The organism is Rhizobium chutanense, from assembly GCF_002531935.1.
GTDB classification, from domain to species: domain Bacteria; phylum Pseudomonadota; class Alphaproteobacteria; order Rhizobiales; family Rhizobiaceae; genus Rhizobium; species Rhizobium chutanense.
Genome location: NZ_NWSV01000022.1, coordinates 16,249 through 31,429 on the forward strand (window position 1 = coordinate 16,249; position 15,181 = coordinate 31,429).

8 protein-coding genes and 4 pseudogenes are annotated in these 15,181 nt (G+C 60.2%); 9 read left to right on the plus strand and 3 right to left on the minus strand.

What is annotated here, in order from left to right; translation table 11 throughout:
- Positions 1-6: 6 nt before the first annotated feature.
- Entirely contained in the window at positions 7-1,362 is a 1,356-nt protein-coding gene (tssK, locus tag CO666_RS24675; protein WP_016737477.1) for a type VI secretion system baseplate subunit TssK, read from the minus strand.
- A 653-nt stretch (positions 1,363-2,015) separates the two neighbouring features.
- On the opposite strand from tssK, the pseudogene CO666_RS24685 reads away from it, so the two are divergent.
- Both CO666_RS24685 and CO666_RS24690 read left to right on the plus strand, forming a co-directional pair.
- A pseudogene (locus tag CO666_RS24685) lies at positions 2,016-2,563 on the plus strand (transposase); the annotation flags it as partial.
- A 1,355-nt stretch (positions 2,564-3,918) separates the two neighbouring features.
- Positions 3,919-5,826, plus strand: coding sequence for a hypothetical protein (locus tag CO666_RS24690; RefSeq protein WP_245436852.1), 1,908 nt, complete (start codon positions 3,919-3,921; stop codon positions 5,824-5,826).
- Between the two features lie 1,248 nt (positions 5,827-7,074).
- Here CO666_RS24690 and CO666_RS24705 read toward each other — a convergent pair.
- A pseudogene (locus CO666_RS24705) lies at positions 7,075-7,431 on the minus strand (IS3 family transposase); the annotation flags it as partial.
- 93 nt (positions 7,432-7,524) lie between these two features.
- On the opposite strand from CO666_RS24705, the gene tssA reads away from it, so the two are divergent.
- The 7 genes and pseudogenes from tssA to tssG all read left to right on the plus strand — a co-directional run.
- The gene (tssA, locus tag CO666_RS24710) at positions 7,525-8,517 is read left to right on the plus strand and encodes a type VI secretion system protein TssA (RefSeq protein WP_004680423.1); all 993 of its coding nucleotides are present in this window, start codon (positions 7,525-7,527) and stop codon (positions 8,515-8,517) included.
- A 35-nt stretch (positions 8,518-8,552) separates the two neighbouring features.
- Positions 8,553-9,107 (plus strand): type VI secretion system contractile sheath small subunit, encoded by a 555-nt coding sequence (gene tssB, locus CO666_RS24715; RefSeq protein ID WP_016737476.1) that lies wholly within the window; start codon positions 8,553-8,555, stop codon positions 9,105-9,107.
- 2 nt (positions 9,108-9,109) lie between these two features.
- Positions 9,110-10,597: a type VI secretion system contractile sheath large subunit gene (gene tssC, locus CO666_RS24720; RefSeq protein ID WP_004680425.1), complete on the plus strand. Its 1,488-nt coding sequence runs from the start codon at positions 9,110-9,112 to the stop codon at positions 10,595-10,597.
- Positions 10,598-10,712: 115 nt separating this feature from the next.
- Complete coding sequence (locus tag CO666_RS24725) at positions 10,713-11,246, plus strand: Hcp family type VI secretion system effector (protein ID WP_004680426.1); 534 nt, start codon at positions 10,713-10,715, stop codon at positions 11,244-11,246.
- Positions 11,247-11,332: 86 nt separating this feature from the next.
- Entirely contained in the window at positions 11,333-11,836 is a 504-nt protein-coding gene (gene tssE / locus CO666_RS24730; protein ID WP_004680427.1) for a type VI secretion system baseplate subunit TssE, read from the plus strand.
- The gene (gene tssF, locus CO666_RS24735; protein WP_008536039.1) at positions 11,836-13,722 is read left to right on the plus strand and encodes a type VI secretion system baseplate subunit TssF; all 1,887 of its coding nucleotides are present in this window, start codon (positions 11,836-11,838) and stop codon (positions 13,720-13,722) included. The genes tssE and tssF overlap by 1 nt, the downstream gene beginning before the upstream one ends.
- A pseudogene (gene tssG, locus CO666_RS24740) lies at positions 13,686-14,657 on the plus strand (type VI secretion system baseplate subunit TssG); the annotation flags it as partial. The gene tssF and the pseudogene tssG, both read left to right, overlap by 37 nt.
- 105 nt (positions 14,658-14,762) lie before the next feature.
- Here tssG and CO666_RS35045 read toward each other — a convergent pair.
- Positions 14,763-14,900 (minus strand): annotated as a pseudogene (locus CO666_RS35045) (CoA ester lyase); the annotation flags it as partial.
- Between the last annotated feature and the right edge of the window lie 281 nt (positions 14,901-15,181).

Sequence of the window (15,181 nt, forward strand, 5' to 3'; positions counted from 1 at the left end):
GGTGGGCTAACTCAAATGTGGGTTCTGTCCGGCTCGGATGGCCCAGAGAGCCATTTCGAGATTTGGGAAGTCGCCAGCAACGTGCAGCGCCAAGCCGGCGGATTGGGGCATATCCTTCCAGAAGCGGCTATTTTGATCGATCTCGAAATAGCTGAATCCAACATGGAAGGGGATCTGACGCGGCGCGACCGGTAGGGGATTGATGATAATGCCGGGCAGTGCGACATTGACGAGTTCCGTGATTTTCTCCGCCGGGCCGATCTTAATCTGAGACGGGAACTCGCGCCGGAGGCGCTCGACCTCAATATCAGCCCGAGCAGCCAGCACGAAGCTCGAGGTCGTAAAGAGAGAGCGGTCGGCCACCTCAGCCACATGGACACCGTATTTTTGCCGCTGCAGCGGTACGGGGACCGCAGTCTGCTCAATCACTGCACCCAGCGAAGCCCGGATCGACTGTATCACTGGCAAAAACGCCTCCGCGAGAGAGTCGTGCTTGTAAACACCAAGGGTCGGGGCACGTTTATCGACGCGGGCGAACGTGGCTAGTTCACCCGCCAACTGGAGCATGAGAACATACAGCGATTCCGGATTTACAACGGCGGCCTTGGACAGGTGGCAGAAGTACGGCTCGTACCGATTGATCGCCTGCAGCAGAAGGAAGTCCGCGAGCTCTGCAACCCGGTTCGTTCCCGACTGGGAGACCCGAGTGGCCAGAGCTTCACCACGATGGTGAAGCAGGCCGGTGATCTCAGTGATGTAGTTCGAGAGGACCCGGGAGCTGGCGCAGTCGGGGGTTGGCGGCACGTGCGTTTCGTCCAGAATGATCTGTCGGTCGGCCCGGACCTCTATGATACGGGCGATTGGGATGCAAGTGTAGCCAGACCGGTCTGCCGCGTCCGGCAGCAGTCGAAAATCCAGCCTCGCTACGTCGATGGAGGCGCTGCCTCGCTCGCCAGCGTTGGTGTCGACAACATCCTCAGTGGAGACTGCGAAGCGGATAGGTACGTCAATTCCCGCTTGCGCGTCGGTTTCAAGAGCGCCGGGTTGATAAAACGGTACCGCCAAGTGAATAAGCGAATCTCGAAAATCCGGCGGAACGTCGTAGGGAGTTGGCTGGTTGGCTTCGTCAGGAATACTGAAGGGCATCCCGTCCTCCAAGACGCCGCGAGCCGCTTCGATGGCGATCTTACCGAGACCAAGCAGCTCTCGATTGAGCCGCAGCTCGCTGATACCCCACCCGTACCCATGCAAAACCGCCGTCCTGCTGCGCACCAGCTGTTCGACGTGACGATCGGCCTGCTGAAAATGCTGCGGGCGGAGGAACAAGCCCTCCGACCAGACGACCCTATTATTCCACGACATTCAAGACTCGCCTCGCGTCCACCTGACAGAACGGCTTTCTCCGTAAAAGTAGCAGAGCTTCACTGCCCCCTTGCATGCACATCTGATATCCAACAATGCGCTGGTAGAAGGGCATCGCGTGTCGGGACAGCTCAGATATGCAAGCGCCGAAGCTCATCAGGATTGGTCATGAGCCCCCTTGCAGCGCGACAAGCAAGGGGTCTCATCTAGACTGTCGCTCAGTAGCCCGTTGCCCTCAGAGCCTTATTGGTCGTTCATGTTCACACTGACCTACAACGCGCCAATTCGCCTGTCCTGTCACTCGTACGGGATGAATCTCGCAAATGACCGCCCGGAAGCCTTGAGACCCGGCGCCGCAAGTACGGGGCCAAAAGAGCAGCGCAACAGGCAAGGTGACACGTGATGCGCATTGCCTCGTCGAAAATGTTCCTGAATACGCTGAGGCAGTGCCGCCGCCAACATCGTCTTCACGCGCCGCCGCCCCTAAAGCACCTTGACGACCAGTTTAGCGATTAGACAACCACCTCCTGGACACGATCCACGAACCGGTTGCAGTCCCGGTTCGCGCCAGGTGCGGGATAGCAGCCTGGCGGCATGGATCATTCATGCGGCGAAGATAGGCATTTCCACATTTGGTGATGCCCAATAGCTAGCGAATGGGATATGCGCTGCGCCTCATGTTGGCGCGCGAGCACATGCAAGATGGCACGGTGGAGATCGACCGTTTTCATCTCGGTGAGCGACCGAGAATGGATCCGGACGGTCTACCGCCTGGACGGGGCCGAAAAGGCCTTTCGATACATGCAGGGCGCGCGACGGCGAAAGGGATCGAACCGCAACCTGCCTGATGGGCGGTGAGGCGTTCATGGCGATTGGCAAGAGCTTTGCTACGCATGAGAACGTAAAGCATTCGAGCCGCGAATTCGTCCAAGTCGCCGTCCACTCGGTGGGAGGTTTCAGGTCCCGGGTCCGCCGCACCATTGCCGGCGTCTTTCATCATATCAGCCCGCAGCATGCCTTGTCTTTCCACGAGATCGGCTTCCGCTGGTCACAGCGCATTGTTACGGGCCAGGCAGTGCGGATACTAGTCACGGGTGCCGCCGGCGCTGCGATTGCTGCAAGTCTTTCGCGCTATTACCGGCCGGCAATGCGCAGAAGTCCGGATGCCGGGATCATCGTTAGATCTCCCAGCCTTTTGTGATAAGGCCGCGTTGTTTAGCGGAAGCCAGCAAGGAGTTCGAAGACGAAGGCCGACCTCACTGGCGCCGCAATTGGCGACAGTTGCCACTACCCTGGTATCGTTGGGCCAATCCCACCATAGAAGAGATCATGTCGATGTTTCGTCGTAACCGGCTTGCGCGGCACCGGCGGCCGTCAGCGTTGATAGCAATCCGAGCCGATCGCCACATCAAGCACGGACCTCCGGTCTGGAGAACGGGTCGTCGCTGCATCTCTCGAAGGATCGCCGCTGTCGTTATGGGTTCACGCAGGAGCTGCGCCATAGCCGCTCACTAACCGGATGCGAGCATATCACCTGTGCATGCAATCCAATACCGGGACTGCGCTAGTTTGAATCGCGGGCTCTTCTCCGTGGTTTTTGAGGTTCTGCTGCAATGATGCGTTTACGCTACCAGTTATCAACGGCCTGGCCATGTCTTCGGGATCTGCCGGCCTCCCGTCACCTGAGCTCGATTCCGCAGAGCCGCCCCATGCCACAACAGCAAAAAACGGGACCCACGGTGATTGAGCGGCGTCCGAACGAGGCTCGGCAAGCTGGAGCGGTCGATGGTCGCAGTCGCGCCCCTTGCACTCTGGTTAAGTCGCTTGAGCCCCTGATAAATTCTGACCTTCCGTCAGCAGTCGGTGCCCGACAGCTGACCCCTTGTTTCCTGAAGGCCATATCCCAGGGGGGTGAGCATGGTTGACAGGGACCCTCGGACTAAGGGGCAGGGCTCTTCGCGGCCGGATGAGGGCCGGCACCCAGCGGATCAAAGAGCGCAGTCTTCAGTGGCGCGTGTCGATCAAGTGGCCGACAACTTCAATTCGGACGACATCTGGCAAGAGAATTCGGTATTGCGTTACGTGGAAAGGCTAAGCGTCGACCAGCCAAGCCCGCCGACCGAGCTTCAAAGCCCTGAAGAACAAACCCCGCAAATGATGGCTGACATGACGGAACTGACGAGAGTTCCGGTCGTCCCGGCAGAGACCGCGTTCAACCTCACGAGGACAACAGATGAATACAATAATGCCGATCGCACTATTCACCTCGTCGAGGGCCAGCCGCTGGAGACTGGCCCTCAGCGCGGGGGGCTGCATGGCCTTGGGAATTTAGAAGCCTCAGCGGTTGCCGGGCCCACCGAGGTGCCGGGTGGAAGAGAGGAGCATTCGGCCATGTCCGAGGTGCCCGCGGAGCCCAGCGATCCGACCGGTGGCGGGCGCAAGAGGCGGACTACTGAGAAGGACGCAGATCCCAGGCCCAGCCGCAGGCAGACGTTATATGCTCAAAGGCCGCTGGCGTTGGCGCCTGATCTCAGCGCCGCGAATGCCGGCATAATCGTGGGGGCCTCAACGGGCGATCTCGTCAATCGAGCGGCGTTCCGGACGGTGTCGGCCCAGGACCAGGCGAGGCTGGACGAAATCGCCAGGCAGACACCGCGGCAGTCGAGGCAGAGCAAGGGGGCGTGGGCGGACGCGCTGAAGGCGGCCCATCCCAATCTCAGCGCCGCCGATGCCGCCGTAATCGTGGGCGTCGTAAAGCGGGTTATCGCCAGGAGGGCGGCGTATCGAACGGTGTCGGCCCAGGACCGGGCGAGGCTTGACGAGATCAAGGCGGCGACACCGCAGCTGCCGGGGCAGAGCAAGGGGGCGTGGGCGGACGCGCTGAAGGCGGCCCATCCCGATCTCAGCGCCGCCGATGCCGCCATAATCGTGAATGCCGTAAAGCAGGATATTGCTAAAAGGACAGCGTTCCAGACGGTGTCGGCCCAGGACCACGCGAGGCTGGACGAAATCGCCAGGCAGACACCGCAGCTACAGGGGCAGAGCAAGGGGGCGTGGGCGGACGCACTGAAGGCGGCCCATCCCGATCTCAGCGCCGCCGATGCCGCCGCCATCGTGGGCGCCGTAAAGCGGGTTATCGCCAGGAGGGCGGCTTTTCAGACGGTGTCGGCCCAGGATCAGGCGAGGCTGGACGAAATCGCTAGGCAGACACCGCGGCTGCCGGGGCAGAGCAAGGGGGCGTGGGCGGACGCGCTGAAGGCGGCCCATCCCGATCTCAGCGCCGCCGATGCCGCCATAATTGTGGGTTCCGTAAAGCATAATATTGTAAAAAGGGCGGCGTTCCGGACGGTGTCGGCTCAGGACCAGGCGAGGCTGGACGAAATCGCCAGGCAAACACCGCGACAGTCGAGGCAGAGCAAGGGGGCGTGGGCGGACGCGCTGAAGGCGGCCCATCCCGATCTCAGCGCCGCCGATGCCGCCACAATCGTGGGCGCCTTAAAGGACGATATCGCCGTGAGGGCAGCGTTCCGGACGGTGTCGGCCCAGGACCAGGCGAGGCTGGACGAAATCGCGGCGGTGACACCGCGGCAGGGGCGGAGCAATGCGGCCTGGGCGGACGCGCTGAAGGCGGCCCATCCCGATCTCAGCGCCGCCGATGCCGCCACCATCGTGGGCGCCGCAAAGGACGAAATCGCCAGGAGGGCGGCGTTCCGGACGGTGTCGGCCCAGGACCAGGCGAGGCTGGACGAACTCGCTAGGCAGACACCGCAGCTGCCGGGGCAGAGCAATGCGGCCTGGGCGGACGCGCTGAAGGCGGCCCATCCCGATCTCAGCGCCGCCGATGCCGCCGTAATCGTGGGTGCCATAAAGCAGGATATTGCTAAAAGGGCGGCGTTCCGGACGGTGTCGGCCCAGGACCAGGCGAGGCTGGACGAAATCGCGGCGGCAACACCGCGGCAGGGGGGGAGCAATGCGGCCTGGGCCGATGCGCTGAAGGCGGCCCATCCCGATCTCAGCGCCGCCGATGCCGCCACCATCCTGGGCACCTTTAGGGACGATATCGCCAGGAGGGCGGCGTTCCGGACGGTGTCGGCCCAGGATCAGGCGAGGCTGGACGAGATCAAGGCGGCGACACCGCAGCTGCCGGGGCAGAGCAAGGGGGCGTGGGCGGACGCGCTGAAGGCGGCCCATCCCGATCTCAGCGCCGCCGATGCCGCCATAGTCGTGGGTGCCGTAAGGCGCGATATCGCCGTGAGGACGGCGTTCCAGACGGTGTCGGCCCAGGACCAGGCGAGGCTGGACGAAATCGCTAGGCAGACACCGCAGCTGCCGGGGCAGAGCAAGGGGGCGTGGGCAGACGCACTGAAGGCGGCCCATCCCGATCTCAGCGCCGCCGATGCCGCCATAATCGTGGGTGCCTCGAAGAAACGGATAGCCAGGAGGGCAGCGTTCAAGGTGATATAGGACGGCTCATGACTCATCACCACATTCCCTAGGAACTGCACCATCATGTGCGTTGGTTGTCCACCACGGGATTGCATGAGCATGTGAGAGCGCCGAATTTTTCTTCAGTCTGGAGGCCAATACCTGGCTCGAGATCGATATTTAGGGGCACGACGGCCGGCGCATTCCGGCTGACTAACACGCCGAGAGCGACCTCGTCTTCGACGGTCGGGAGCGCAGAATGTCGGCTCGCATGCCGCTGCGACCATCAGCCCGCTCCTCGCAAGATTGGCGCCAAGGCCGCCGTCGAACGATGGCGACGAGGCAAGTTTTTCCAAAACTTTCTTTAGCATAGAGGTAGAAGGATCGCTACAGCGGGGTTGCAGTGCGCGGGCGGCTAGGGTGACTAAGTGCGTGCACTCCACGACCGTCAAACGGGGTCGGTGTCCGTCAATTCGAAATCGCAGGGATCTGCACGAGAGACCGCGTGGTTGCCCTGCACGACTAATGGAAGCAGGGTCGACAGTCACGTTGGGATGCGGTAGGTGCGCGATAGAACGGGGGATTGGCGGCGGGACTCGATTCTTTTTAGAAGATCACGCAAAGCCGCATCACACCCATTGTCAAAAGTAAATACCGCGACGATGGTTATTAACCTTCGACTTCCGTCGAAAACGGCAATGGCGCTCACGAAGGAGGCCGGCCGCTGCGAAACCCCGCCATCTCCGCACCCCACTCCTTCGCTCCAACTGGGAGCAAAATGAATGAGGCAACGTGCGAATCTCGGGGAGCATCGTTACATGCGGTCAATACGGATCTCATCCAGATTGTCGCCCTATATGCCTCGTGCGGCGGTCCGGCGGAGCGCAGGAGATATAATGCCGTTGAAGTGCTCGAGCCGTTCTACCACTGACGCCGGGTCGCTGCACGCGCGATGGCGCCGACACCCCCAAGAGCGATCGCCGAGGACGCCATCCACCTTATGCAGCAACTGGCGCGGAGGCGGCCGCGCGAAGACTTCGTAGTTGGAGGCCTTCAGGCTCACGTTTGCAACGGTACTCCGCAGGTTGCCCTTTGCAACGACTGCCCGACGATGTTAATTCAATCTGGCTGAGCTTGTACCGTCAAGTTTATCCAGTTTGGGGTTCGCTCCAGCGGTGGGTTGCGCATCTGCGGCGGCATCGGCGGGTTTAGGTGCGGAGACCATTCCGGCTGCGCAGCACTGCATCACGTCGCGGGTTGCCGATCTGGGCGAACTCTGCAGGGTTAGTTAGCCGAGGCCAGAGTGCTTGGCTTGCCACGCTCCTCGATAACCCGATCCAGTCCACAGGCGACCGCAGGCCGGAGAGCGAAGTATCGGCGACGAGAGTCCGGCTTTCCTCACGACCATCAGAAGCCTGAACCCGCGCCAACGATCATTGGCAGCCAGCGGGATCAACACCAACGCTTGCCTTTCGCTCGTTTCCGGCCACGGCGCTTGCGCATCGTGAGCTTCTCCTCCCGATGGACCCGGAAGAGCTTCTTGTTGTTCACAAGGTGTCCCTCGCGCCTGAGCAGCACATAGCTGCGTCAAGATCCGAAGCGGCGGCATTCACGCCCCAAGCATTCACGACATATACGAATGTCGATTGTGCATGAGCAATCGCGTCTGCTCATTGCTAAACATTGAGAAACAGAGGCGCGACGATCTTTTATGTCGGGAAAACTGGGATTTGGGTCATGCTCGATGCAGATCATCTATTAAAACCGATCAGCGACGGCAACGCATGCGGGGATGCTCTCGATTACGATTTGAGCTTCCTGGAGCTGGAGATAGCGTCGCATGGCAAGCCGCACCAGCAGATAGGCGACTCCATCGCCACCGAGGAGGCTCCCGATTGGACAGAGGTGTGGCGGCTTGGCCTCGACCTTTCTGCCCGCACTAAGGATCTAAGAGTCGGAATCTTGCTCACACGATCCGCCCTCAGTCAGTTCGGCTTCTCTGGTCTAAGTCGGGGGCTTGAGCTGCTCGCGGCCTATGTCGAGCTCTACTGGTCAGAGCTACATCCGCGACCGGATCCAGAAGATGACGAAGATCAGACCGTTCGCCTCAACGCTCTAGCGAGCCTCTGCGATCTCTCCGGGCTCTTGGCAGAAATACGCCAAGTCCCACTCACCTCCTCCAGGCAATTCGGGACTTTCACGCTCCGCGATTGGGCTGGTGCGCTACGGTCCCAATCTACGGAAATTGATCGTTCGACCATCGAGCACGCCTTCATCGACACCGATCCACTGCAGCTCGAGCAGATCAGCACTGGTCTCCACGCCAGCCTGGCAGCCGCCACCCATCTAGACGCGAGTGTTCGGCAGCACGTCGCGAGTGACGAGGCCGTTCGATTCGACCCTCTGATAGTGCTACTCACCCAGGCCAAGGATCTGGTCGACGCCCATCGGAAAAGGGCCCAGCCTGCAGCCCCGGCATCTCCATTGCCAGACTCTAGCAAGGCCTCTTACCCCGAAGTGATCCGCAACCGCGATGACGTTGTCGAAATTCTTGGCCGCATTTGCCACTGGTACCAGGTGAATGAGCCCGCGAGCCCGCTGCCAGCCCTCCTGGAGCGCGCGCAGCGACTTGTCTCGAAGGACTTCATGGCTCTTATCAAAGAGTTGGCGCCAGAAGGGGTTGCCCAATACCGTTCGATTGCCGGTCTGGCGGTCGGCGAGGGCACGTGACGTGCGCAATCTTCCCTATCAGGAGAGTGGAACACATGACAAAGGCGAGTAGTCAAAAGTTCATCGCGCGGGTTCGTCCGCCTCGCGTACAGATCGAATACGACGTCGAGACCTATGGCTCTCAGAAGAAGGTTCAGCTTCCCTTCGTGGTCGGCGTGATGTCCGACCTCGCCGGCAATGCTGCCGAGCCGCTTGCCCCTGTCGCGGAGCGCAAGATGATGGAGATCGATATCGACAATTTCGATGATCGGCTCAGATCGCTGAGGCCCAGGGTGGTGATGCGGGTGCCGAACCTATTGACCGGAGAAGGCCAACTCGCTGTCGACTTGACGTTCGAGCGGCTCGAAGATTTCTCGCCGGCGGCCGTGGCGCGCAAGGTCGACAGCCTTAGCAGGCTGCTCGAGGCGCGAACGGAGCTCTCCAATCTGCTGGCCTATATGGACGGTAAGAACGGTGCCGAAGAGTTGCTCACCCACTTCCTCGCGGATTCGGCACTGCTAAGCGCCCTCGGCAATGGCATCGAGACTGAGAAGCCTGATGCATTGGTTGCCGCTCCGCCATTGCCATCCCCAGACACAGAGGAGAACTGATCATGATGCCTGCAGATGCCACAGATGTACAGGTCGCCACCGTTGATCTCGGCGATTTCACCCGCATGCTTCGATTCGAGTTCAAGATCCGCTCGGACCACTCCCGTGACTTGGTGGAGAGTGCCGTCCGAACACTGGCCGAGCAGGCACTTCAAAACACGTCGCTAATCAGCGACGATGTCGTCACGACTATCCAAGCAATGATTGCTTCGATCGACCAGAAGCTTTCTGCACAACTCAACGAGATCCTCCATCACGAAAATTTCCAGCGCGTGGAATCAGCTTGGCGGGGCTTGCATCACCTTGCCATCAACACCGAAACCGATGAAACGTTGAAGATTCGCGTTCTCCCAGTTTCAAAGGTGGAGATGTCCCGAACTCTGCGGAAATATAAGGGTGTCACCTGGGATCAGAGTCCGCTATTCAAAAAAATTTACGAAGACGAATACGGCCAAATCGGCGGTGAACCCTATGGCTGCCTGATTGCCGACTACTATTTCGACCATACCCCACCGGACGTAGAGTTGCTTTCGGGACTGGCGCAGATCGCGGCGGCGAGCCACTCACCGCTTATATCTGCCGTCTCACCACATCTGCTGCAGATGGATTCTTGGCGTGAGCTTGCGAACCCGCGTGACATCACAAAAATCTTCCTCACGCCCGAACATGCCCCTTGGCGGGCGTTCCGCGAGAGCGAGAACTCTCGGTACGTGGCCCTGACCTTACCACGCACCCTTGGCCGGCTGCCCTACGGGGCCAAAACCAACCCGGTCGATGAATTCGCCTTCGAGGAGGACACAGACGGCGGCGACAGCGAGAAATACCTTTGGACGAACGCAGCCTACGCCATGGGCGTAAATATCACGCGCTCGTTCAAGCTCTATGGCTGGCTCTCCAGAATTCGTGGCGTCGAATCCGGCGGCCTGGTCGAGGGTCTGCCGGTACATACCTTCCGCAGCGACGACGGTGGCGTCGACCTAAAATGCCCCACTGAGATCGCGATCAGCGACCGCCGTGAGGCCGAACTGTCCAAAAACGGTCTTCTACCGCTGTTGCACCGCAAAAACACGGACCTCGGCGTATTTATTGGCGCTCAAACTATTAACAAGCCGGTCAAATACGAAGACCCCGACGCGTCAGCGAACGCCGAACTCAGTGCACGGCTACCCTACATCTTCGCAACCTGCCGCTTCGCACATTATTTGAAGTGTATGGTCCGGGACAAGATTGGCACGTTCAAGGAGCGCCACGAGGTCGAGGAGTGGCTCAACCAATGGATTCAGGGCTATGTCCACCCCTCGCCCGAGCTTGGGAGCGAAGAGAGTAAGGCACAGCAGCCGCTCTCCTCAGCCGAGGTCAAGGTGGAAGAGGTCGAAGATAATCCCGGATATTACGTTGCGAGATTTTACATGCGGCCACACTACCAGCTCGAAGGCCTAACCATCTCTTTGAGACTTGTCTCGCGCCTGCCATCCGCCCGCAAGGACTGAGAAAACCCGCAGATGATTGTGCTCCGTTCTCGGCGCCAAAACTCCGGAATAGCTGCCCCGGGCTGGCCGATGCAATCCAGGCCCAATCAGATCAACGAGAAAAGGAAAGTCCATCATGGCGTTCGACGCGGTTATAAAATTCACGCAAGCGTCCAAGGACGGCATTTTGCCCAAGGGCGAATCTATCATTCTAAAGGACGGTATCACCCTAGCGGACGAATGGAGCTTTTCACTCGAAAACAAGCTGAACATTGGGCCTCATACCGCCGGGGCGGGCGCGGGCAAGGCCGAATTCGAGGTCTTCACTATCAAGAAGCAGGTGGATACGTCATCGCCCTCTCTGTACGTTGCCTGTGGTCGCGGCGCCCACTTCAATAGCGTCGAACTGAAACTTTTCAAAGCGACGGGGAGCGGACAAGCTACATCAGAATCGAACCTGTTCTTGCACTGGAGTTTCAACATGCTGGTAGTCGAGAAGGTCGAGTGGTCCTATGCGGAAGAGGCCCCCGAGGAGACGATCACATTCCGGTTCGGCGCCTGCAAGGTCATTTATTACAGGCAGGATGAAAAAGGCGCTCTTACCAAAGCCGGCGAGGGCATCTGGAACCAAATCGCGAACAGCACCGACTTCAATAGGCTCGTCGGCTGATGGGGCCATCGGCAACCCGGGAATATTCGGGGCTGCGCGCGAAAACGACGGATCGACTCGTCGCTATTGCACCTGGAGATTGTAACATGGGCAGAGATGTTAAGCGGGATCTCGTGCAACCATCCCTCCTGGACCGGCTTACGGACGATGAGCCGCGCAGCTCGTGTGAAGCGCAGGACAAGCGCAGCTTCTCTGTTCGCCAACTGGAAGAGGTGATTCTACGCGATGTTTCCTGGTTGTTGAACACCAATCAATTGGGTGCAACCGTAGATCTACAAGCGTACCCTCACGTAGCGGCCAGTGCACTTAATTATGGTGCCTGGCCTCTCAGCGGACAAATTCGCGAAGGGATGGATAAGAGCGCATTGCGCGAAGCGATAATCGAGAGCCTTCAGCGCTTTGAGCCGCGTCTCTTACCGGACACCCTGAAGGTCACGGTCCTGGACGATGGTCAGGGTTGCGGCACTTTTCGCTTTAGGATCGAAGCCGATCTGTGGGCGCAGCCGTTGCCGGTGCGAATGGTGATGCGTACGGAGGTAGATTCCGAGCTCGAATCCGCCCGCGTTCATCTCGGTACAGAGATAAGCTGATGGATCCCCGGCTCCTGCGACTGTACAACGACGAACTTGCTTATATGCGCGAGATGGGGGCCGAGTTCGCCCGCGCATTCCCGAAGGTCGCCGCCCGGCTCGGGATGGAATCAGCGGAGGTCGCCGACCCCTACGTCGAGCGGCTTCTGGAAGGCTTCGCTTTCATGGCGGCGCGGGTGCAATTGAAGCTTCAGTCTCGCTTTCCGGAATTCACCCAGCACCTCCTGGAGATGGTCTATCCGCATTTTCTACCGCCGCTCCCCTCGATGACGATCGTCCGTTTCGAGCCCGACCAGGATGCCGGACGACTTGAAAATGGATACCTCGTGCCGCGGGGAACCAAGCTTTTGGGCCGTCTTGCTCCGGGCGCCGTCACACATTGCGAGTTCCGCACGGCCCATGATGTGCATCTCTGGCCAATTGTGGTGAGCGCTGCCGATTATTTTTCGACGCCGGGGCAGATCGCCGCACTGGATCTTCCGGCCCGGCAAGATGCGAAGGCTGCTTTGCGACTACGCCTTCGCACCACCAATGGCATGCCGTTCAATAAACTCGGACTAGAGGCTCTCACACTGCACCTAACAGGCCCCGGTGGCATCGGCGCCGCACTCGCCGAACAGCTTCTCGGTGACGCATGCAATATCATAGCCCGTCCGGTCGGCCGGCCTATCCCTTGGCAGGAAAAGATTCCGGTTCATGCGCTGCAGCAACGCGGTTTGGAGCCGAGCTGTGCTCTCCTGCCCGAGGTGCCACGCTCTTTCGACGGGTACCGTCTCCTACAGGAGTATTTCGCCCTCGCGGAGCGGACGTTGTTCGTCGAGGTTAGCGGGCTGGCAGACGCAGTAGCCCTGTCAACTGCCGAGACCCTTGAGATCGTCTTCGCACTCAGACGTGTCGAGCCACGGCTGGAACGACAGCTCGGACCCCAAAATATCGTTCTCTTCGCAACGCCCGCGATTAATCTCTTCGAACGCCAGGCAGATCTCGTCCACGTGAGCGACAAGAACACCGAGCATCATGTGATTGTTGACAGGATGAGGCCGCTCGACTTTGAGGTCCACTCGATCCTCGAGATGAGCGGAGACGGGGCGAAAAACGAAGCGGCTCCCGTGAGGTTCTACCCGTTCTATAGCATCAGCGCGCACGGTCAGGAGGAGCAGCATTCCAGATACTACGCGATCCGCCGGGAGCAGCGCCTCATGTCGGAGCACCAGCGTCTAAATGGCGCGCGGACTGGCTACATCGGCAGCGAAACGTTCGTTTCTCTAGTTGATCGCCAAGCGGCTCCCTATTCGGCGGAACTCCGGCATTTGTCTGTAAACTGCCTGTGCTCGAACCGGGATCTGGCGCTGCTGCTGCCGATCGGCCGGGACGAGACAGACTTCACCCTGGAAATCGGCGCTCCAGTTACCGCCACCCGGTGCGTATCGCCCCCGAGCCGACCGCGCCACTCCTTCGCCAATGGCGATATCACTTGGCGATTAATTAGCCATCTTTCACTGAACTACCTCTCGATCAGCAATTCCGATAGGAACGACCACCGGGGCGCAGAAGCGCTACGTGAACTCCTCCGCCTCTACGTCGATCCAGTCAATGCCTTCGCCTCACGGCAGATCGACGGGATCCGGGAGATTCGGTCCAGGCCTGCGGTCAGGCGATTGTCCAGCGGTGGACAAGCCGCCGTAGCACGTGGGATTGAGGTTGGTATCATCCTGGACGAAGCGGCCTTCGAAGGCGTTGGCATCTTTCCGCTCGCCTCCGTGCTCAACCAGTTCTTCGCGAAATACGTATCCATCAACAGCTTCACCGAGATGGTCGTCTCGACGCTACAGCGCGGGGAGGTAATGCGATGGCCGACGATGGCCGGCCGCCGGGCGATCCTTTGATTTCGGGGGCACTCGGCGACTTCCTAAGCTCGCTCAGGGCCGAACCGCATGCCTGCGACTTCTTCCAGGCTCTGCGGCGGATCGATGCAATCTGCTCAGATCGGCCTCGGCTGGGAGAATCGAGCGGTCCCAGCCTGGATCGCGTGCGGATCGCCCAGCAGCCCTCCCTTGCATTTCCGACTCGATCGATCGCGGGCGTGACTGCGCACGAGGAGAACGACCCCGTAATCTCCACCTACGCCTTCGGCTTGTTTGGACCCCACGGTCCCCTCCCATTGCATCTGACGGAGTACGCCCTTCTCCGGCAGCACAACGCCGCGGATGAGACGCTGATCCGATTTGCTGATACCTTTCATCATCGAATGGCCTCGTTCTTCTTCCGCGCATGGGCGGAGGGCGAACCGACCGTGAGCTATGACAGGCCACAAGAAGATCGATTTGCCCTTCAGCTCGGCGCGCTAGCCGGCTTCGGGATGACCTCCCTGCGCGCGCGGGATGCTATGCCTGATCTGGCCAAACTCCACTTCACCGGCCGTCTCGCCTCACACACCCGCAACGCCGAGGGGCTCGCTGCCATCCTCGCCAGCTTCGTCGAGGCGCCGGTTGATATCCGTGAATTTGTCCCAAAGTGGGTGGATCTGCCCCGCATATCGCTCTGCCTCCTGGGCCGCGACCCGGCCACGGGCACGCTGAACAGCAACGCTATTGCAGGTGCGAGGGTCAGAGTGTGGCACCATCGGTTCCGACTCATTGTGGGTCCCCTCAGCCTGGCTCATTACGAATCGCTTCTGCCCGCAGCTCCCGGCCTTAAGTCGATAGCGGAGATCATCTGCAACTACCTTGGAGATGAACTTGACTGGGAGATTAACCTCGTTCTCCGTCAGGAGCAGGTCCCGGAAGTGCAGTTGGGTCGCTGCGGCAGACTCGGATGGTCCAGTTGGATGGGCAAGCGGAAAACGCGCCAGCACGCCGATGACTTGACAACTACCCCGACTGACCGGGGCCCACCGGCTGCCGCATGGCACTCTCCTGAAACGGACATCCATGATGCGGCGGGCCCGCTCGACCTTCTTTTCGGGCGGGGAGAAGATCTCCTTGGCGAGATCGATCTGGAACGGGTGAATGGCCCACGTAACCTCGATACCAAGTGCGGCGGCACGGCGGGCGGCGGCTTGGAAGGCCCGTTATGACAAGCATCGGAAGCTCGACTCTCTTCAGTAAGCTCAACGCAAACTGCAATGGGACCGCCAAGGCCCTTTGCAAAATTCGCCGTGACGCCTCTTTGGAACGTTATCGCCATTTTGACGCCCTTGAGGCTTCAGCAGCGGAGAGGCCTATCGAGCCGACGATCGCGGCGAAACTCGACCACCGTGGTTGTCCGCTCGGGCGCTGCGCCCTGGGCCTGGTTGAATCTTCCAGGAGACACGTCGTCGCTAGCACCGCCGGAATCCGCCAACTC